22 protein-coding genes and 2 pseudogenes are annotated in these 19,984 nt (G+C 44.5%); 13 read left to right on the top strand and 11 right to left on the bottom strand.

Translation table 11 applies throughout. The features are described 5' to 3' along the window. Positions 1–33: 33 nt before the first annotated feature. The 8 genes from speB to trxA all read left to right on the top strand — a co-directional run bounded on the left by speB (position 34) and on the right by trxA (position 5,843). Entirely contained in the window at positions 34–1,227 is a 1,194-nt protein-coding gene (gene speB, locus MAS10914_RS0113010; RefSeq protein ID WP_017316377.1) for an agmatinase, read from the top strand. A 3-nt stretch (positions 1,228–1,230) separates the two neighbouring features. Next, positions 1,231–1,593 carry a hydrogenase maturation nickel metallochaperone HypA gene (gene hypA, locus MAS10914_RS0113005; protein WP_269635053.1) on the top strand — a complete coding sequence of 121 codons (363 nt, stop codon included), beginning with the start codon at positions 1,231–1,233 and terminating at the stop codon, positions 1,591–1,593. Continuing rightward, a complete protein-coding gene (gene hypB / locus MAS10914_RS30105) occupies positions 1,577–2,269 on the top strand; it encodes a hydrogenase nickel incorporation protein HypB (RefSeq protein WP_017316375.1) in 693 nt (230 codons plus the stop codon). Before hypA ends, hypB begins: the two co-directional genes overlap by 17 nt. Before the next feature lie 95 nt (positions 2,270–2,364). Then, positions 2,365–3,402, top strand: coding sequence for an ABC transporter substrate-binding protein (locus MAS10914_RS0112995; protein ID WP_017316374.1), 1,038 nt, complete (start codon positions 2,365–2,367; stop codon positions 3,400–3,402). Further along, positions 3,399–4,247: an ABC transporter permease gene (locus MAS10914_RS0112990; protein WP_017316373.1), complete on the top strand. Its 849-nt coding sequence runs from the start codon at positions 3,399–3,401 to the stop codon at positions 4,245–4,247. Before MAS10914_RS0112995 ends, MAS10914_RS0112990 begins: the two co-directional genes overlap by 4 nt. A gap of 28 nt (positions 4,248–4,275) precedes the next feature. Beyond that, complete coding sequence (locus tag MAS10914_RS34180; protein ID WP_017316372.1) at positions 4,276–4,578, top strand: hypothetical protein; 303 nt, start codon at positions 4,276–4,278, stop codon at positions 4,576–4,578. A gap of 46 nt (positions 4,579–4,624) precedes the next feature. After that, positions 4,625–5,422, top strand: a complete 798-nt coding sequence (locus MAS10914_RS0112980; protein WP_017316371.1) for an ABC transporter ATP-binding protein — start codon at positions 4,625–4,627, stop codon at positions 5,420–5,422. A gap of 103 nt (positions 5,423–5,525) precedes the next feature. Beyond that, on the top strand, positions 5,526–5,843 hold the full coding sequence (gene trxA, locus MAS10914_RS0112975) for a thioredoxin (RefSeq protein ID WP_017316370.1): 318 nt from the start codon (positions 5,526–5,528) through the stop codon (positions 5,841–5,843). 445 nt (positions 5,844–6,288) lie between these two features. Here trxA and MAS10914_RS0112970 read toward each other — a convergent pair whose 3' ends face one another. Together MAS10914_RS0112970 and tmk are read right to left on the bottom strand one after the other, a co-directional pair. Beyond that, positions 6,289–7,215 (bottom strand): DNA polymerase III subunit delta', encoded by a 927-nt coding sequence (locus tag MAS10914_RS0112970; RefSeq protein WP_017316369.1) that lies wholly within the window; start codon positions 7,213–7,215, stop codon positions 6,289–6,291. Positions 7,216–7,431: 216 nt separating this feature from the next. Next, on the bottom strand, positions 7,432–8,058 hold the full coding sequence (gene tmk, locus MAS10914_RS0112965) for a dTMP kinase (protein ID WP_017316368.1): 627 nt from the start codon (positions 8,056–8,058) through the stop codon (positions 7,432–7,434). A 137-nt stretch (positions 8,059–8,195) separates the two neighbouring features. On the opposite strand from tmk, the gene MAS10914_RS0112960 reads away from it, so the two are divergent. Both MAS10914_RS0112960 and MAS10914_RS0112955 read left to right on the top strand, forming a co-directional pair. Further along, positions 8,196–11,015, top strand: a complete 2,820-nt coding sequence (locus MAS10914_RS0112960; RefSeq protein ID WP_017316367.1) for an ATP-binding protein — start codon at positions 8,196–8,198, stop codon at positions 11,013–11,015. Positions 11,016–11,143: 128 nt separating this feature from the next. Beyond that, positions 11,144–11,326, top strand: coding sequence for a hypothetical protein (locus MAS10914_RS0112955; RefSeq protein WP_017316366.1), 183 nt, complete (start codon positions 11,144–11,146; stop codon positions 11,324–11,326). 54 nt (positions 11,327–11,380) lie between these two features. On the opposite strand, the gene MAS10914_RS30100 is transcribed toward MAS10914_RS0112955, so the two are convergent. The 7 genes and pseudogenes from MAS10914_RS30100 to MAS10914_RS0112920 all read right to left on the bottom strand — a co-directional run bounded on the left by MAS10914_RS30100 (position 11,381) and on the right by MAS10914_RS0112920 (position 17,374). Further along, entirely contained in the window at positions 11,381–11,905 is a 525-nt protein-coding gene (locus MAS10914_RS30100; RefSeq protein WP_017316365.1) for a hypothetical protein, read from the bottom strand. A 250-nt stretch (positions 11,906–12,155) separates the two neighbouring features. Further along, on the bottom strand, positions 12,156–12,995 hold the full coding sequence (locus MAS10914_RS0112945; RefSeq protein WP_017316363.1) for an aldo/keto reductase: 840 nt from the start codon (positions 12,993–12,995) through the stop codon (positions 12,156–12,158). A gap of 30 nt (positions 12,996–13,025) precedes the next feature. Continuing rightward, positions 13,026–13,589 (bottom strand): type 1 glutamine amidotransferase domain-containing protein, encoded by a 564-nt coding sequence (locus MAS10914_RS0112940; protein ID WP_017316362.1) that lies wholly within the window; start codon positions 13,587–13,589, stop codon positions 13,026–13,028. Positions 13,590–13,643: 54 nt separating this feature from the next. Further along, a pseudogene (locus tag MAS10914_RS31555) lies at positions 13,644–14,826 on the bottom strand (zinc-dependent alcohol dehydrogenase). Positions 14,827–14,831: 5 nt separating this feature from the next. Continuing rightward, positions 14,832–15,311 (bottom strand): SRPBCC family protein, encoded by a 480-nt coding sequence (locus MAS10914_RS0112930; protein WP_017316361.1) that lies wholly within the window; start codon positions 15,309–15,311, stop codon positions 14,832–14,834. A gap of 353 nt (positions 15,312–15,664) precedes the next feature. Beyond that, on the bottom strand, positions 15,665–16,810 hold the full coding sequence (locus MAS10914_RS34175) for a transposase (protein ID WP_017315955.1): 1,146 nt from the start codon (positions 16,808–16,810) through the stop codon (positions 15,665–15,667). Positions 16,811–17,017: 207 nt separating this feature from the next. Further along, positions 17,018–17,374 (bottom strand): hypothetical protein, encoded by a 357-nt coding sequence (locus MAS10914_RS0112920; RefSeq protein ID WP_017315956.1) that lies wholly within the window; start codon positions 17,372–17,374, stop codon positions 17,018–17,020. An 89-nt stretch (positions 17,375–17,463) separates the two neighbouring features. Between MAS10914_RS0112920 and MAS10914_RS30080 the strand changes: the two are divergent. The 3 genes and pseudogenes from MAS10914_RS30080 to MAS10914_RS34935 all read left to right on the top strand — a co-directional run. Beyond that, positions 17,464–18,207, top strand: a pseudogene (locus tag MAS10914_RS30080) (substrate-binding domain-containing protein); the annotation flags it as partial. 44 nt (positions 18,208–18,251) lie between these two features. Next, the gene (locus MAS10914_RS0112910; protein ID WP_017316359.1) at positions 18,252–18,950 is read left to right on the top strand and encodes a hypothetical protein; all 699 of its coding nucleotides are present in this window, start codon (positions 18,252–18,254) and stop codon (positions 18,948–18,950) included. 61 nt (positions 18,951–19,011) lie between these two features. Further along, a complete protein-coding gene (locus MAS10914_RS34935; RefSeq protein ID WP_017316358.1) occupies positions 19,012–19,233 on the top strand; it encodes a hypothetical protein in 222 nt (73 codons plus the stop codon). Here MAS10914_RS34935 and MAS10914_RS0112900 read toward each other — a convergent pair. Both MAS10914_RS0112900 and MAS10914_RS0112895 read right to left on the bottom strand, forming a co-directional pair. Further along, positions 19,230–19,439: a TOBE domain-containing protein gene (locus MAS10914_RS0112900; RefSeq protein WP_026082530.1), complete on the bottom strand. Its 210-nt coding sequence runs from the start codon at positions 19,437–19,439 to the stop codon at positions 19,230–19,232. The genes MAS10914_RS34935 and MAS10914_RS0112900 overlap by 4 nt on opposite strands. A 273-nt stretch (positions 19,440–19,712) precedes the next feature. Further along, positions 19,713–19,976, bottom strand: a complete 264-nt coding sequence (locus MAS10914_RS0112895) for a Calvin cycle protein CP12 (RefSeq protein WP_017316356.1) — start codon at positions 19,974–19,976, stop codon at positions 19,713–19,715. Between the last annotated feature and the right edge of the window lie 8 nt (positions 19,977–19,984).

The raw sequence follows: 19,984 nt of genomic DNA, 5'->3' as shown, positions 1-19,984 counted from the left end.
TCCTAACTCTTTACTCCTCTATTTTCTACAAATATGAATGAACAATCTTTGCCAAACTCCAATTCTCATTTGACACCAAATTCTACAGAAGCAAATCGCGCTCTGGAAAAAGAAGCCCATTTACCGATGACGGGATGGCAGCAGGAAGTTTCTAGTGGGCTAGAATTTGGCTTAGAAGCAGCAGAAAGTATAAAAGACCGCTCCATTCCTACCTTTTCGCGTGGTGAACTCCCCCACTATGCCGGGATTAATACTTTCTTGAAAGCGCCTTATTTAGAAGATGTGCGGAAAGTCGGTGAATACGACGTTGCCATTGTTGGAGTGCCGCACGACTCAGGAACCACTTATCGACCGGGGACTCGTTTTGGCCCGCAAGGAATACGGCGAATTTCTGCATTATACACCCCTTATAACTTTGAACTGGGAGTGGATTTGCGTGAGCAAATTACCCTGTGTGATGTGGGTGATATTTTCACCATTCCGGCAAATAATGAAAAATCATTTGACCAGATTTCTAAAGGAATTGCTCACATCTTTAGTTCGGGTGCATTTCCGATAATTTTGGGAGGCGACCACTCAATTGGCTATCCCACAGTCCGGGGAGTTTGCCGTCATTTAGGTGATAAAAAAGTCGGAATTATTCACTTTGACCGCCACGTCGATACCCAGGAAACAGATCTCGATGAACGGATGCATACCTGCCCCTGGTTCCATGCGACAAATATCAAAAATGCCCCAGCAAAAAACCTCGTTCAATTAGGAATTGGTGGCTGGCAAGTACCGCGTCAGGGTGTAAAAGTTTGTCGGGAAAGAGCGACGAATATCTTAACAGTTACCGACATCACGGAAATGGGGCTGGATGCAGCCGTCAACTTTGCTTTAGAAAGAGCATTAGACGGTACAGATTGCGTTTATATCAGTTTTGATATTGACTGCATTGATGCTGGTTTTGTCCCAGGAACTGGTTGGCCGGAACCAGGTGGATTATTGCCTCGCGAAGCGCTTTCTATGTTGGGTAAAATTGTCCAAAAAGCACCTGTTTGTGGACTGGAAGTGGTAGAAGTGTCACCTCCTTACGACATTAGCGATATCACATCATTAATGGCAACGCGGGTGATTTGTGACACAATGGCGCATTTGGTGATATCCGGTCAGTTACCGCGTAAAGAAAAACCCGCATACATTCACCCCGAAGCACAACCGGAGTTAGTTGCAGAGTGGAGGTGAATTTTGCACGAAACTGACATGACAAAAGCGCTCATTTTAACAGTAAAAGATTGGTGGGAATCCCAGCCAGAGCGCCCTCAGATTTCCCAAATTCATCTAATTGTTGGTAAGTTCACTTGCGTTGAACCTGCAAGTTTGCAATTTGCTTTTGAAGTCCAAACGTGCAACATTTTTTTAAAAGGGGTAAAACTGGTTATTCAAGAAACACCCCTAATTGCCTTTTGTCACCGTTGCCAAAAGGAATATGAGCCAAAAATTGGCTGCCAATATGCCTGTCCTGAGTGTAATTCCCCAATGGAAGATATTCGCTCAGGTAGAGAATTAAAAATTGATAGAATTGAGTACGCTTATGCATCAAACATTTGACGCTGCATTAGGCATTAATTTGCTCCATGCTAACCAGCAAGGAGCAGACCATAACCGAGCGCATTTTGATGAATGGGGAATTACTTGTTTCAACATTATGAGTAGTCCCGGCGCTGGCAAAACAGCACTATTGGAGTGTACACTTGGCTCTTTGTCCAATGAGTTTAAAATCGCCGTCATTGAAGGGGATATGACGACCGAGTTGGACGCAGAACGCCTGCGTAAATACGGTGTCCCCGTAATAGCAATTAATACAGGTCGTTCCTGTCATTTAGATTCCAAAATGGTAGCTGGTGGAATTTATAGACTCGAACAGGAATACAATCCTTCCGACTTCGATTTAGTGCTGGTGGAAAATGTTGGCAATTTAGTTTGTCCCGCTGAATTTGAAGTAGGAGAACACGCCAAAGTTGCTTTGTTGAGTGTTACTGAAGGCGAAGATAAACCGCTCAAATACCCGATTATGTTTCAAGAAGCGGATTGTCTGCTGATTACAAAAATGGATTTGGGTCCATATCTTGATATTGAGATTAGCCGCATTGAAGCAAATGTTCGCCAAATGAATCCCGATGTCACGATTATTCCTGTTTCTACCAAAACGGGTGAAGGATTAGAAGTTTGGTTTGATTGGGTGCGTCAGTCAAGCCGCTTTACGGAGTTGTTAGTCAGTAAATAACATTGCCCTGCCTTACGGTCATGAGTTAACCATCCCCTTTATTGGGAGTTGTAGAGACGTGAAATTTCGCGTCTGTTTTCTTACTTGGGTGTTCTATGAAGTTACGTACCTTACTATCTTTATTCGCTGTATTTTTACTAAGTTTAATTGTTGCCGTTAGTTGTACTCCTCAGGTACAAACTTCTACCTCAGGAAATTCTGCTACCATCACAAACACTGCTCCAATTCAAGTTGGTTTTAGTGCTTGGCCCGGTTGGTTTCCTTGGCAAATTGCTCAAGAACAAAAGTTATTTGAGGCAAACAAAGTTAATGTGGATTTGAAGTGGTTTGATAGCTATTTAGATTCCATTAATGCCTTGAGAGCAGGCCAACTAGATGCCAATACCCAAACCCTGAATGATACAATTAGCTCGGTAGCTGCTGGTTCCGATCAAGTTATCGTTTTAGTCAACGATAACTCAACTGGTAACGACAAAATTATTGTCCGAGAAGGGATTAACAGTATTGCTGATCTCAAAGGTAAAAAAGTTGCCGCTGAAGAAGGAACAGTAGACCATTTTCTGTTATTACTGGGCTTGAAAAAAGCAGGTTTAACCCAAGCTGATATTCAGTTTCAACCACTAGAAACAGGTGCGGCGGCGGCGGCTTTTGTTGCTGGTCAAGTCGATGCGGTCGGAGTTTTTGCCCCTTTTACCACAAAGGCTTTAGAGCGTTCTGGAAGTAAAGAACTATTCAGTTCTAAAGACTTTCCTGGTGCAATTCCCGACCATTTAGTCGTCAGTCGCAAACTGATTAATGAGCGCCCCCAAGATGTCCAAGCTTTAGTGAATACTTGGTTTGCCACTTTAGATTTTATGAATGCAAACCAAGAAAAAGCTTACGCAATTATGGCAAAACGGGCTGGAGTGTCGGTTTCGGAATATAAGGCATACGACGCAGGAACTAAAATCTTTACGCTTGAAGAGAATTTGAAAGCCTTTAATCCCGGTAATGATATGGCATCTCTGAGATACGCCTCTGGGGAAATTAGTAAATTTCTCCTCGACAGTGGTTTGACAAAACAAGCGCCTAATCTTAACCAAATCTTTGACGATCGCTTTGTAAAAGCCTACGCTACGAAGCAGAAACCATGAACCAATACGCTGAAGATTTGCACGATACTAACTCTAGGTATCCTCATAAAATGTTACCACAAACTGTTTTCTGGCGCATTGCTGAGGATATTCCAAAAAAGTTAGCTTGGACTTTAATGTTCTTGTCCATTTCAGTTCCTATACTTTTTTGGTGGGTTATTTCCAATACAGGGTTAATTCCACCTTTATTTCTCCCTTCTCCAAGTCAGGTTTGGGGTGCATTCCAAAGGCTTTTGGCAACTGGAGATTTGCAAAAAGATATTGCCTTTAGTTTATTTCGGGTACTGAGTGGCTTTTTCCTGGCGGCGATTATTTCTATTCCTTTAGGCACGTTGATGGGGACTTTTGCCAGCATTCGGGCGCTACTTGAACCCATTATCGGCATTGTGCGCTATATGCCAGCCCCAGCTTTTATTCCCTTACTAATTTTATATTTGGGGTTAGGGGAAACACCCAAAATTATGCTGATTTTTATCGGCACACTGTTTTTTAATACTTTAATGGTGATGGATGCCGTGAAGTTTGTCCCCAAAGAGTTATTAGAAACTACCTATACTTTGGGTGGTCAAAGAAAACAAGTTTTACTGCAAGTGATTTTCCCATTTATTGTGCCTAGCATTATTGATGCTTGTCGTGTAAATATGGCAGCATCTTGGAACTTAGTGATTGTTTCTGAATTAGTAGCCGCAACAGAAGGTTTGGGTCGTCGAATTAGTGTTGCCCAAAGATATCTCAAAACCGATGAAATTTTTGCTGGGTTGATTGTCATTGGATTGATTGGTTTAACAATTGACCTTTTGTTTCGATTGTTACTGCGCGTTTATTGTAAGTGGGCTACTGATTGAGGAAGTGCGAAGATATAGCGCAACTCAATTGAATGAAGCACTAATTTATCTGTGTCCATCTGTACGGCAGTTGCTACAACGGGGGGAACCCCCCTCCGGGTTCACCAGTCGCCTACGGCGGGAAACCCGCCTGCAGCGCTGGATTCACCGCAACGCACTGCCTCGTCCATCTGTGGTTCATTATTTCTTTGTGTACCTCACCCAATTGCAAACCGCTATATCTCCGTCCTTGGCTCTGCTAGGGAATGCCTGTTATGACGGCTTCACCTCTTTTTTTGCAAGTTTTTTGGCTGTCTCGGTAGAGGCAGAGCCTCCCAAAATGCGTTCTTAGTCTCACACAGGGAACGAGGAAATCCAAAATCTAAAAGCGGGTATTTATGCATTTACAAGTTAATCAACTCCATAAACAATTCAAAACTAAACGTAGTACGTTGACTGCTCTCAAAGACATTAATTTGCACATTCAAGAGGGAGAGTTTGTCTGTGCAGTGGGGGCGAGTGGTTCTGGTAAATCAACTCTGCTGCGGTTGATTGCGGGGTTAGATACTCCTACAGCAGGGGAAATCCTGGTTGATGGAGCGCGGATAACAGGACCGGGAAGCGATCGCGGTATGGTATTTCAAAGTTACACTCTCTATCCGTGGATGAGTGTTGTAGAAAACGTGGAATTTGGCTTAAGGCTGCAAGGTGTACCCAAAGCAAAGCGAGGAGAACAGGCGGCTTATTATCTGGAAGTCGTGGGGTTGTCGGGGTTTGCTAAGGCGCTACCGAAGGAACTTTCTGGTGGGATGAAGCAACGGGTGGCTATAGCTCGTGCTTTAGCATCGCAACCCAAAATTCTACTCATGGATGAACCCTTTGGCTCGTTAGATGTGCAGACAAAAGAAGCGATGCAGCACTTCCTGCTGGAAATTTGGCGGCGTACGCGCACTACGATTTTTATGATTACTCATGATATTGAAGAAGCAATTTTTCTGTCTCAACGCATCTATGTATTAAGCTCGCGACCGGGTACGATTAAGCAGGAATTGCAAATCCAACTGCCAAGCGAAGCAATTCCTCACATCAAGCGTCATCCCATATTTCAGAAATACAACGATGAGGTGATGAGACACTTGTGTGAGGACGGGAGCCAATCAAACAGTAGCCCGAACCAGCTATATCTGGTAAGCTGAAATACATATAGTTTTCATAAAAACAATTCAAGAGATTACACCGATAAGCGCTGCCAAGAACTACTATTGAAAAAACAAACAGTAGAAAACTGGTGCGTATCACATGTCTACGAAAAAGCAATTTAACAGCTTTGAAGAGATGCTGTCCGGTTCTGATGTACCTGTGTTGGTGGATTTTTACGCCGACTGGTGTGGTCCTTGTCACATGATGAGTCCAATTTTAGAGCAGGTTAACGCTCAACTCCAAGGACGCATACGTGTTGTCAAAATTGATACCGAAAAGTATCCTGCATTAGCGTCTCAGTATGAAATTTATGCTCTACCAACGCTGGTACTGTTTAAGCAGGGTAAGCCAGTGGAGCGGATTGAGGGTGTGGTGCAAGCACCGCAGTTAGTGCAACAGTTAACAACATTGATTTGATGAGCTTTTGAAGTAGAGACGCAATATATCGCGTCTCTTTAATTATCTTTGTTTTCCAAATAGTGGTTTTACTAAAATGTGAGGCAAATCGTTGAAAATATAGCGGTTCTTAGTTGAGTGCAATACATCAAGAAATAAGAACCAGAGATGGGACACAGATAAATTTGTACTTCATCCAAACGAGAAGCGCTATAAGTTATATTTATGTCCGGTTAAATAACTTTAATAAATTCGTAGTGAGGACAAGAGTCCTCTTGCTTGAGAAAACAAGGACTAAAGTCCTTACTACAAATAAGTTTTATTATGGGGAATTTCCCCAACATGATATTATTCTTTACAGCGGTTTTCAAATCAATGAACCACATCTGCACTCATTTCAATCCCTGTAGAGACGCGCCATGGCGCGTCTCTACAATGTGGTCTATTTCCCGAAAATTGCTTTAAACTATTGATTGACGAATGATAAAAGCGTGCATTCCCAAACAAGGCGCGGTTGAGCATAGCAAAGCAGAGATTTACGAGCTTGTTCTAACTGTTTAATTATGGTTGGTTGACGCTTCTGCTCCCAGTAAGACTGTTGCAAATAATCGACTAACCACAATTGAGATTCTGTATCTAAATCCTTATCAATTTGTTTGGCTAATTCCAGAGCCTCACGGTAGGATGAAGGTGTTTTGGACAAGCTTTTGAGTAGTTCAGGGGGAATGGCTTGCAGTTGTTGGTAAGATGCGATCGCCTCTCCTGGACTACCAGCCGCAACACTCAATATTGGCGGATGCTGCAAAATTTCTTCGTGTCCTGTTTGTGTCAGAACTTGAGCCATTGCTGCTGCTTCCAAACGATAGAAAGGAATTCTTTGACAGCGTGACACCAAGGTTGGCAATACAGACTCAACCCCAGGGGCAATTAAAATTAGTGTCGCCTGTCCGGGTTCTTCCAAAGTCTTGAGTAAGGCATTTGCTGCCGCTTCCGCCATTGTCTCAGCTTGCTCTAATACTACCATATGTCTTGGCGCTGCTAACGGCGGACGGCTAAGAAACTCAGTAATTTCCCGAATTTGTTCTAAACGAATTGTAGGCGGTGCTTTGCGCTTGACTCCTTTTTCTGCCGCTTCGGTTGCTGTTAGTCGTTGTCCTTGGTGCAGGTAAGTTGGCTGCACCCATAACAAATCAGGGTGGTTTCCTTGTCGCACGCGGTTTTGATGTGAGCCAAAGAGCAATTCCACAAAGCACCGTGCTGCTAAACTCCGTCCTACACCATCTGCACCCACAAACAGATACGCTGGCGCAACACGTTTTTTTGCTACAGCTTGCGTTAGTAATTCTACTGCTTGCTGCTGTCCTATAAGTGGTGCAAATGCGTCATTGGTCATTTGTCAAGTATCAAAGATCAAGAGTACAACTCTTGCAAAAGTATATTTTTTTATATATAACCACAGATGGACACCGATGCACACCGATGAATTATCTGTGTAAATCTCGTGTAGCCTACGGCACGGCTTACGCCTACATCTATGGTTGATTTTTAAAGATAATTGACTTTTGCAAGAAATCTAGTGATTCTGCGCGCCATCTCCCTCCCTACACTTTCAAGCTTGCAACTTGGATGTCAAAATCGCCTGAATCTTTTGTTGTACAGCTTCCTTACTTAAGGTAGCATCTACACGGACAATCCGCTGTGAGTAAGATGTATGCAGTTGAACATATCCTTGCTGAACGCGATGATGAAAGGCTATTGTCTCTTGTTCTATGCGGTCTAGCCTATCCCCACCTCCTCGTTTGCGGGCAAGTCCCACCTCAACATCAACATCAAACCACAAAGTCAGGTCGCTCTCTAACCCAGATGTGGCGATCGCATTGAGTTGATGAATTAAATTCATGTCTAAACCACGTCCCCAGCCCTGGTAGGCAATGGTAGAGTCGGTATAGCGATCGCACAAAACAATAGCCCCATTTTGGATGGCTGGCTTGATCACTTGCTCAACGTGTTGCGATCGGTCTGCAGCATATAAGAGTAATTCTGTCCTATTTGCAATAGAGTTAGAATCGCCAGCCAACAAAAGTTTTCGCAGATGCAACCCTAACTCTGTTCCCCCAGGTTGACGAGTTACAACGACGGAAGTCTTAAAACTTTTTAACCACTCTTGCGTTAGCTGTATTTGGCTAGTTTTGCCGCAACCTTCCACTCCTTCAAATACAATCAATTTGCCCTTCATATTTTTTGAATTTTGCTGCTACCGAATTTTTTAAAGGTAACTTTTTTTATGGCAATGTTTATTGTGATGTTGATAAAATTCAAGAGATGGGAACTCTAGGTAACGAGATTGACTAAAGCATCCTAGCATTTCCACTTATGCCCCATCTTGATAGTATAACCTTGCATAAGCTTTCATCCCCACGCTTAAGTAGAAGCCTGAGTACTCTAGAAACCTGGAGTTTCGGTTTAACAGGGCATACTTCTTTAATTGTGATCATCCCCGCAGTTCATCACAATCTAGGTTTATCGGCTATCTATGTTTGGATACCTGCCATTCTATTTGGGATGTTACTCAACTATCAGGTGAAGCGATTAGGCAGCCATTTCATAGATGCGGCTGGAGGAACTGCTATTTATGCTAGCAAACTGCTAAAGTCATACCCAATCCTCGCTCGCTACACTGCATTAGCATACTTCTTTTCTTGGTCTATAGGGCTATCAACCTATGTTACAGTTCTGACAGACTTAATCCAGGAGAATCTCAAGGCATTGGATCTGGCTTGTCCTGGATTGTTGCTGAAATTGGGCTTTACGTTTCTCTCCTTCGCTTTAGCATTTAGTGGAACCCGTGCTTTAGGTATCCTGCATCTATTCTTTGTGATTCCGGCAATAGGCTTGATTCTTGCCTTTTGTTTTCAGGGTTTTAGCTGGCTGGCTTTCTCTCCCACGAGTCCTGGCTTTTTCCCAATGAATTGGTCATCCATAAGTTTTCTAGATTGGGCAAAGTGGTTCTTCTTCATCAACTATGCTACCTATGGCTGTGAAACAGCTTCATTCTTTGTCGCTGATAGCCGGCGCCCTGAACAAACTTTACGTTTTTTGGATATTGCTGCCTGGTTGATGCCACCTGTTTTTTTGGGAGGCTTTTGGATTGTAACGCGAACCGTCACAGATGCGAGTTTAGGAGACAATCCCTTCTTACTCCTACTAGCAGCTTCTCAGTCCTTTTGGGGAAAGTCAGCTAGCCTAGCGGTCACCTTTCTACTTGTGGCAAATAGCCTACTGACAATCGCCACAGCGGTCTCTAATTGCCCCCGAATTCTTTATCAGCTTGCCTTAGATAAGCATATTTCACCTGTATTTGCGGTGGTATCACGTCGCGGAGTGTTGGGACCGCCTTTAACGCTGATGTTTGTGCTTTGTCTTATTGGGCTCATTTGGGGAGATACGACTCGGCAGATATTATTTAGTAATGTCAGCTGGATGCTCTCTATTATGGGTTTGCATTTAGGGCTTTGGTTACAGCGGGGCAAACCTGAGGTTCTATTCCCCCGTATCTCTTTAGGCATTTTGCTGGTGGAGATAGTCGCTTTCTTGGTAGGTGGATTTGCTTGGGGTTGGCAAGATTTTCTCATGGGGTTGTTACCTCCAATTGGGATTATGGGAATTGATGCGATCATTCGTCGCAGTTCCTTTGCTCCTTTGAGTCCCAAGTGGTGGCTACAACGCTATCAATTACGAACGTCATCTGAAGCACAAGACTCAGTGATGCTCCAAGTGAGTATTTTGATATTTTTATTATGCAGTGCCGTTGTGGTTGGCTGGTTATTTGGTATTCAGTTAAATAAGACTCATGCCACAGGCGATGAAAGTCTGATCGTGGTGCTGCTGATGACGGTGGCATTTGTGGGGGTAGCCATAGCCTGCTGGACAACTTTACCCCAGGTCGTAGCAATGGCAGAAGCACGGGAAGCTGCCGAACATTTATTTATGGTTGCCCAAGATGCGATTGTTGTAGTGAATGAGATAGGCGTTATTCAACAAGCAAACCCTGCAATTCAGTCTTTGTTTGGTGTCAAATCATCACAGTTACTAGGAAATCACCTAAGTCAATGGTTACCTGCGTTAACGCAGTATCCCCAAGAATGGAAAAAGCGCAGTGAACAAAAGCTGAACTACAAAAATAAAGTCAAAACTCTGGAAGTTTCTGTCTCAGATATACCCTATCAAGACTTTCAAGAGTACGTCGTCATCCTCCACGACATAACCAAACGCAAACAAGCAGAGGAGGTATTGCGACAGTCAGAAGCGCAGTTGCGAGAAAAGTCACAGCAACTAGCAGCGCAACTCGTGCAAAGTGAGAAAATGTCCAGCTTGGGTCAGTTGGTTGCAGGTGTAGCCCACGAAATCAACAATCCAGTTAGTTTCATTTACGGCAACATCACCTATGCTCATGATTATACCCAAGATTTACTCCGATTACTGCAACTTTACCAACGGCATTATCCCCAACCAGAACCAGAAATTCAAAATGAAATTGAAGCTATAGATCTGGATTTTTTAGTGCAAGACTTGCTGAAGTTGCTGACTTCAATGCAGGTAGGTGCTGACAGGATTACACAAATTGTTGTGTCTTTGCGAAACTTTTCTCGTTTGGATGAATCTGAGATGAAAGCAGTAGATATCCATGAGGGAATTGACAGTACATTGATGATTCTGCAACATCGCTTGAAAGCAAAACCAGATTTTCCTGAAATTCAAATCGTTAAAGAATACGGTAATCTGCCACTGGTGGAATGCTTTGCTGGACGACTCAATCAAGTGTTTATGAATCTTCTGGCAAATGCGATTGATGCTTTGGAAGAGCCATTAATCATGTGTCATGTGTCATTTGTAGAAGACAAAAAACAAAGGAAAAATCCTCAGATTCGCATTCATACTGAACTTTCAGATGACAAGCTGGTGATTATTCGCATTCGCGATAATGGTCCTGGCATCCCAGAAAGTCTTCAACATCGCTTGTTTGACCCCTTTTTCACCACTAAACCTGTTGGTAAAGGTACGGGTTTAGGTTTGTCTATTAGTTACCAAATTATTACTGAGAAACATGGTGGGAAATTACAGTGTTTTTCGTTTCCTGGTGAGGGGACAGAATTTGCGATCGCAATTCCTCTACATCAGCAACAGCACAAATAAAATTAGTTATGCCTTTGACTGATCCAATATCACCCGATCGGGTGAGCCAAGTGGATGAAGCCTAGTTACCGAAAGCCATTGTATTGTTTATAGCAACTAGCAATAAGCAGTAGCAATAGGCATTAGCTATGAGCAAGCAACAGCAAGCAGATATTAAACTAGCATATCAATCAGCGGCAGAAATGACATATATGATAGCTGTTGGTTTGAGTAAAGCCGTAGAAAACCAGAAGAAAGAGAAATCTTTTGCCAAGCGACAAAAGCGACTGAAATCAAAACAGGGCGCAACAATTGAGATTCATAATTCATAATTCGTAACTCATAATTGAGCTTGTCATTATACGTTACGAATTATGAATAAGTTACTATTTTTTTGGAGATGCAGTTGAACTAGCTGGGGGTTTAGCTGTGCTAGATGTCGGTTTTCGCTGTTGTTGGTAATAACCAGCAACTTTTTTCACATAATCAGCAGTGAAGCCACTATTACAGCCTGTATAGTTACCAGTCATCCACCAACAAGCAACGCCACGCACAGACGCCGTTTCATTATTACCAGTAGCAGTCAACTGATTATTTAGCTCCCGGCGTGTGATACATGAAACAACTTGGCGTGCTGTCCCAGGATTATTTTCAAACTGTGCAGGTGTCACTTCCTTCTTGAGACAATTTTTTGACCAGCCCTTAAGGGTTTCTGGTTTGACTTGCCATTCACTGTAAAATCCATCATTTGCACTACCAGTTTTCGGTGCAGCCAGCCGCAGTGCTTCAACCATCGCATTGACTTGGGCTTCAGATGCCGAGGACTGTTGTGCTTGAGCTAAAGAAGATTCTGGAAAAACCAGTGAAGACAATCCAAAGCTCAGAATGACTCCACCTAGTAGTAATCGCATTGATTTTCTCCTCACGACCTTGAAATTCGTTGTCCTAAAAAAATTCTCTGAAGTTGTTGGAGAAACGGTTTCAGCCATTGCGTGGCGGCTGGTGACAGCTTTGCTACTTTCCCCCATCAAGGAAGCTTGACTAGCTAACGATGTCAACCTCCTCAATGGTGGGCGGCTAGGCAAAAAGCTCGGAAGTCTTCTCCATCAGCGCGGTGCCTTCAATTCATGAGCAGGTAGCCTGCAGGCGAGCCAATCAGGCTTACAGCATGGGAAGCACGCGGGGACGAGATCCGGTCGGGAAGGCTGCGTCGATTCGATCGAGTTCGGTTTGGGTCAGATTGAGTTCCCCGGCTCCCGCGTTTTCAGCGGCGTGTTTGGGGTTGGATGCTTTGGGGATTGCGAAGAGCGAGGAATGCCGCACCAGAAATCGGAGCACGACTTGGCGAGGGGTGGCGTTATGGGCGGCGGCGATTTCCTGTAGTACGCGACCTGCGGTTGTGCGCGAGCTGGGAAAATCCCCATGACCGAACGGGCTGTATGCGACTACGGCGACCCCATGCTTCTCACACCAGGGGATCACAGCGTGTTCGATCGCTCTCTCTCTCAAATGGTAAAGGACTTGATTGCAGACGAGAGAACCCTCGCCAGCGATCTTCTGGACTGCTTCAAGGTCAGGCACATCGAAGTTGCTCACGCCCCAGCAGAGAATCTTCCCCTCGTGCTGAAGCTGCTCGAAGGCAGCGATCGTCTCCTCCAGTGGGTGTTGACCGCGCCAGTGCAACAGATAAGAGTCCAGCCGATCGGTATGAAGTCGAGCGAGCGATTTCTCGCAGGCTATGATCGTCCCTCTCCGAGAAGCATTTCCAGGAAGAACCTTGGAAACCAGGAAAACCCGATCGCGTCGTCCAGCGATCGCCTCTGCGACCACCTCCTCGGCGCTGCCGTACATCTCCGCCGTGTCGATGTGGGTCATGCCGAGATCGAGTCCTTGGCGCAAAGCGGCGATCGCAGAGGCGCGGTCATCGTTGTCGATGTACCAGGTTCCTTGACCGATCGCTGCCACCTCGCGCTGCGTGGAACCAAATCGATGCTGTTCCATACCTGTCCTCCTGATTAACGCTCCGAGTCCTCACACCATCTGCCTTACCTGCCCTGCATGGCTGAACAGCTCGATCATTTCCCGGTTGAAGGCTGGGATGTCGTCTGGCTTGCGGCTCGACACGAGGTTGCTATCAACTACAACTTCCTGATCTACCCACTGGGCACCTGCGTTCTGGAGATCGGTCTTGAGCGACGGCCACGAGGTGAGCCGCCGTCCGCGCACCACATCTGCCTCGATCAGAGTCCAAGGTCCGTGGCAGATCACCGCTACCGGCTTGTCAGTATCGAAGAAGGACTTTATAAACTCGATCGCCTTAGCTTTAGTCCGAAGTTGATCTGGATTGGCAACACCACCGGGAAGCAGGAGGGCATCATAGTCGGCTGGATTTACTTTATCGAGGGGGACATCTACCGGGAAAAAATCCCCTTTGTCATAATGGTTCCAGCCCTGAACGCGATCGCTCTTAGGTGAAATGATGTGGGTTTGAGCACCTGCTGACTCAAGGGCTTGCTTGGGTTGAGCCATTTCAACTTGCTCAAAGCCATCTGTAACCAGAATGGCAACTTTCTTATTTGTGAGATCTTCTGTCATCTCTACCTCCTAAAGTGTTGGCTAGACTTGGTTTTTTCGTGTTCTTGTGGGGTTTTAGGCAGCCTGACCTGGCTTGAGCACGATCTTGATACAGTTGTCCTTCTTGTGCTTGAAAATTTCGTAGCCGTGCGGTGCTTGTTCTAGCGGCAGACGATGGGTGATTACAAAAGATGGGTCGATATCGCCATTTTGGACGCGATCAAGTAACGGGCGCAAGTACCTATGAACGTGCGTTTGTCCCGTTTTAAATGTTAAGGCTTTGTTCATGGCAGCACCCATCGGTATCTTGTCTACAAAGCCGCCGTAAACACCAGGAATTGAAACAGTGCCACCTTTGCGACAGGCAACAATGACTTGCCTTAGGGCAGTGGGTCGGTCGGTTTCCATACGCACGGCTTGCTTTACCTGGTCGTAAAACGCATCAGGACCCGTACCGTGGGCTTCCATTCCCACAGCATCCATGCAAGCATCTGGACCGCGCCCACCGGTCATATCTTTGAGGGCTTCACCAACATCAACTTCCTCATAGTTAAGGACTTCTGCCTTGCCGTATGAAGCCATCTGTAGGCGTTCGGGAACTCGATCAATAGCAATGACGCGCTCGGCACCTAGCATATATGCACTTCTAATGGCAAACTGTCCGACTGGACCGCAGCCCCAGATCGCTACAGTATCTCCTGGCTGGATATCGCAGTTTTCCGCTGCCATATAGCCAGTGGGGAAGATATCCGTCAGAAACAGGACTTGTTCGTCTGTTAGTCCATCAGGAATCTTGAATAAACCGACATCGGCAAAGGGAACGCGGGCATATTCAGCTTGACCTCCAGCATAGCCACCCATCATATGGGAGAAGCCGAAAAGACCAGATGGGGAATGACCCATCAGTTTTTCCGCTATCCAGGCGTTGGGGTTGGAGTTATCGCACAGCGACCACAAATCTTTTTGACAAAAGAAACAGGAGCCGCAGGAAATGGTAAAGGGGACGACAACGCGATCGCTCGCCTATCTTCACATTCTTGACGGCACTGCCTAGCTCGACGACCTCCCCCATAAATTCATGACCAAGGATGTCGCCCTTTTCCATCGTGGGGATGTAACCGTTATAAAGATGTAAATCAGAACCGCAAATCGCCGTTGACGTGATTTTAACAATCGCATCACGCGGATTGATGATTTTTGGATCGGGTACTGTATCAACTCGTACATCGTTAGCGCCGTGCCAGCAAACTGCTTTCATAATCTTTAACCTCCCTTTGGTTGACCTTCTGTTGTTGCAATCTCGCCTGCTTCCATCAGCATTTTGAAGCGGCGTAAATCATCTCCAATCTGCTGTTCTGGTTCTTCGCCGAAGAGTTTGGCAAACACAGATGCAATCGCACCACCAGGCGGGTTATATTCCGTGACGACCTTTACCTCTGTACCGCGATTGGCGGGTGCTGGCTGGAAGCGGACAGAACCAGAGTTATCAACATCTGCACCTTCAACCGAAGCCCAAGCAATCAATTCGTTTTCCCGATCTTCAATGATGTCTGCATCCCATTCAACACTTCCACCTAACACCCCACTGGTCGTCCAGTGCGATCGCTTATTATTGTGTACTTTTACGTCTTTGAGATGCTTCATGAAGCGCGGCAAGTTCCCAAAGTTATGCCAAAAGCGGTAGAGTTCCTCTACTGGTTTGTTAATCGTTACCGTCTTTTCAACTTTAATTGGTTGGCTCATGTCTATTGTCTCCCGTGCTTGCTGTATGGTGCTTTGTTTATCGCAGTTTGGACAAATTTGTTTGTCCAAACCCTAATACCAGGAGCGGAGAACAGTGTAGGATAAAAGCTTATTAGCGAGAGGCATGTAGAAGTATCTTGAAAAAATTTACCCTTCGTATCAGCCTTCTAGACTAATAAAAAAATTAACTACTACAAATCAATACCTGAACCTTAAAGCTTTCAACTAAAGCTAACCTCTAACTAAAGAATGAGATTGGTGTTAAGTTAGTTAGTTCTCGCTTGTATCTTGGCGTAATGCTAGGGGTGCGATGTAGAAAGTCGAGTGTTAGAGGATTAAATAAATGTATCGGCTCAATAATTTGGGGTAGGCAGTGATTCAAGCTGCCACGACCAGCCCAATGGAATGAGAGAAGATTTCTCGCGAATAACTTGGGCAAGAGAGGGGATTGCTCGAATTTGAGAAATACGGTCACGCATATACTCAAAAAAGCTGATTTCTAACTTGCGAGTAGTAGCCACAAGAGACATAAAAGTATCCCAAGCTTGAGTTCCCTCAGTTGTCTGAGTTGCATAGCTAACATTACGTCGCTGCACCATAGTCCTAGCAGCTAATTCAGCAGGATTATTATGCAGGGGTAATTCCGGATGCTCTAAAACTAGAAGCAGTTCTGAAGCTTTGGCAACAGTTAATCGTTTTCGTTCATCCAACTGTTCGTAACCACTTTTTGTATCAAAAAGTTTCCAGAATTTAGACTTTAGTTCTCGTGCGACTTCTGCACTGGGAAAATCTCTGTAAGTGAGTAATTCTCGGTAATAATCCCAGAAATCATCCAAGAATTTATCAAGGGCTTGTTGATGATAAGCAACCAGTGGACTTAACTTCTTATAATGTCGTCCCTCATCTACCCAGCATAAAGCCAAATCATCAGTGAGTAACTTGAACTGAGGAGCATCATCACATACGAGAGCTTGCACCACTGGCCAATCTCTTTGCTGATGATAAAAGGCGATTGCGGCTGCTTCTAAAACACGAGTACGTTGGACAGAGCCTAATTTGGGTAGATATGTATCAAGTAGTGTATTAAAGTCTGTGCAGCTAAATACAGTTTCTTGAGGCAAGAGTTTTAGAGAATTCTTCCATTTAGTCGGTAGTTGGAAAGCCTCCAGGAGTGAGAAGGTGAGTTGGTTAAGAAGAAACTCTAGTTCTCGTCCGTTTTGTAATCCCTTCAGTACAGTTAATCTGTCTTTGTTGGGAGTTGTAAAGTAGACCGTATACAAAGGGTTACACACTACATTGGTGGTATAGTTGACTCCAGCAACACGGGCACCAGTCTGGTCAAACTGCTGCCAGGGACTGCTAGCTAGCCCAGCTTCATAGATTTCACTTTTCTCGCTTTCAAAACAAGGGTGGTTTTTGATCAACAGGTTGGACAAATGCCCTGCTGACATGGAGATGCCAATATCCTCTAAAAACTCTAACAGTTTGCCTTGGGTCATATTGCCTCCATAGTACAAACTAATCACCAAGGCTTTTATTCCCGGGCCAAATTCTCCAGAGTAACCTAGTGGTAGTTCTGCCAGATAAGTTTTTCCTTCAGACGGCGAATAGTATTTCTGTTTACGGAATAATACGTTATCGGCTGCCAGGGTGATGTCTTGAACGATTACTTCCTCGTAACCTTTGAATTGTGCATCTGCTGGCAGTCATTCTAAGGGATACTCCAGTATTTCTTCTCGGTCTATTTTTAGATGAGCATTTTTGCTGCCCTTGGAGTGGTTTTTCAGAGTCTTTCGTTCTTCTTCTGATGAGTGGTTGTTTGAGAACCCTCTCGGTTTTTTGGCTTTGATGTCTGGCTGACCCTGTTCTCCCTTGAGGCGGTTGTTTTCGTCTCTTAAGCGTTGGTTTTCTTCTCGTAACTCTTTTACTTCTGTATGTAATTGCTCTATCAGGTTCAGTAGTATCTCTACTGTTTGACGCAAGGACTCCTCTGCAATTTCCTTCGGGTTGATGGTTTGCACTAAAGTCTCTACTAACTTTTCACTCGATTGCTTTTGCGTCATCTGTCATATTCTACGACGCTATGTGTTCCTCGCTCGTTTTTTTATTTTTCTCGACTACCCCTGTTTATTGAGCCGATACCTTACGAGAACGTTTGGAAAACGGGGAACAGGCGGATGTTTTTGCTAGTGCTGATACAGGTAATGCAATTGTTCTAAATCAAAAAAACTTGAGTGGACCAGTGCAGACATTTGCCAGTAATCCTCTTTATGCAATTGCTTCTCCAAGAGTATCGCTGACAACAGATAACCTCTTAGATCAATTCCTGAATCCAGACGTTAAGTTGGGGATTGCACAACCTGTACGCGACCCTTTGGGAGACTACGCTATAGAGATATTCCGTAAAGCTGACCAAATTAGACCAGGTAGCTTTGAGTTGCTTGATGCAAAAGCTGTGCGCCTAACAGGACCATTGCCTGCTGAGAGAAATAGCCCTGGAGGTAGTATAGTTTACTATCTCGAAGAGTCTCAGCAGGCAGATATTTATCCGGTTTACTACACCAGTGCTTTGGCAGCTTTAGAACTATCACCCAATTTGCAAGTTGTGGAATTACCAAACAACTTAGCAGTCAAAGCCGATTATGGTTTAACAGTTCTCAAAGATGCTAACCCCAACGGGACAAAACTTGCTGAATACATCCTTTCACCAGCTGGTCAACAAATTTTGGCAAAGTATGGGTTTAGTTCCCCGTCTTCTACTCGCTCTGCTTCTGTTGGCGAATCACACAACTTGGGTGGTATTATCCTTGCTGTTGGTATCGCCCTAATTCTAAAGAAAACATCAGCATCTTCCAAAAAGAGAAGACTCAGGAAGGTGACTAGTTGCTGTCACTAGAAGCGAATTTTTAATAATTTAATACTTAAGTTGAGGGATATTTTATGCATTTTACTCGTCTTACTCGTCGTATCGCAATTGTGTCCTTAACACTATCGATACTGGGGTTTTGGCAAGTTACTTTAGCTGACCGAGGGAATCGCGCTCCCAAGGAATCAGAAAAAACACCAGATTCCTGGGAAGAAAATGCGTGTTCAGGGGGTCTCTCGCAGACATTGCGCTTAGGCGGTGAGGTCAACAATCCGACAACTTACGACTTGCAAAAGCTGATAAATTTGCAAGAGAATTTAAAGAACCAAAACCCAGCAGTCGTTACTGAAATCACTGTAAGTTTCCAAACAGGAGCAGGTCCGAGAACAGAAACATACTATGGAGTTCCTTTGTGGGAGTTAATTAATAATGAGATTTCTTCAGGGGGACTTCAAGCGGGTAATTCAGGTCAAAATTCTAAAAACGCTTTCCTTCGCCAGTACGTTCTTGCAGAAGCCACTGACTGCTATGGGGCGGTAGTGGCTATTGGTGAAATTCACCCCAACTTTGAAGGGAAACAGGTACTAGTTGCATATGCAAAAAAAGCAAGCGATGGTAGCATTCAGTATTTGACAGATACAGATGAAGGATTTGCTCGTCTAGTGGTGCCTAGTGATAAAGCAGGAGGACGTTACATCAGCAATGTTAGAAATATCCTAGTACTGTCTGCTCCGGCTTCCCCTTTAAAACCCAAATATTTCCGGCAAAATTAAGTAGGTTGGTTTAAATAATTACAGGTATGTAGTAAGCGCTACTCTGCGAGAAGCCCTTCGGGTGTCTCCTCCGGAGAAGCTGCGCCAATGCAGTCGCCTGGGTCGGGACACCCTCCCCGAAGTTTGCTTGGAGGGAAACCCTCCTGGCAACTTCTCTCCGCAGCGCTGGCTCACCGTTGCGCGTCTAATATCAAGCCCTGAGTTTTACCTCTTAGGAACTCCAGCAATCAATAGCCATTCCACTTTAGTAGCCAAGCTTGACGGCACAAAAACAGTTATTTAATCAACGGAAACCATCACATCTGAGGCTTTGATGATAGCGTAAGCTTGTTTTCCTTCTTGGAGTCCTAGCGTTTCTGCTGAAGTTTTTGTGATGACTGCAGTTACCTCTACTCCTGGTGCAATTTCTAAGCTGACCTCGTCGTTAACAGATCCGGTGACAATTTTTTTCACAGTACCTTTGAAAGCATTACGAGCACTAATTTCCATATCTTTTCCCTGTTTTTTGACTTTATGTATACTACCAACCATCTAGTCACGTAATTATCTCCTCTAGGTAAGAGGCTATCTGATATCGCTTAAGAAGCCCGCCTTATTCGTTTGATCCATAGCACGACTAGTGACCCCAAGAATCCGGCTAAAGCACCAAACAATACTGCATCATGGAAAGTAAAAAACCCATCTAAATTTTTGAAGATTCAGACGGGTTTTCTACATGAGGAGGAAATATCACGCTACCTTTAGCACAGTATTTAACTCAACTTAGACATCATAAATTAAACACTCAGGTGCATTTGGGTTCTCATCACAGTACAGATCTAACGAAGTTTTAAACTTTTCGGTTGCCTGTCGATGGGATTTCTCGGCTTGTAGCTCTTCAACAATATCCCAAGCTACAGCACAGCCAGCAGAGTTGTTTCCTTGAATATCACAAGTAGCACGAGCTTGCTCAATAGCTTGCTCAATAGCTTGCTCGAGAGGACTTTGATTTGCTACTTTCTGATTAGCGTCTATGATGTTAGGCATTAAGTTTT

Source organism: Mastigocladopsis repens PCC 10914 (assembly GCF_000315565.1).
Lineage (GTDB): Bacteria > Cyanobacteriota > Cyanobacteriia > Cyanobacteriales > Nostocaceae > Mastigocladopsis > Mastigocladopsis repens.
Note: the sequence above shows the minus strand (reverse complement) of the source record. Positions and strands in the feature narration are given on the sequence as shown.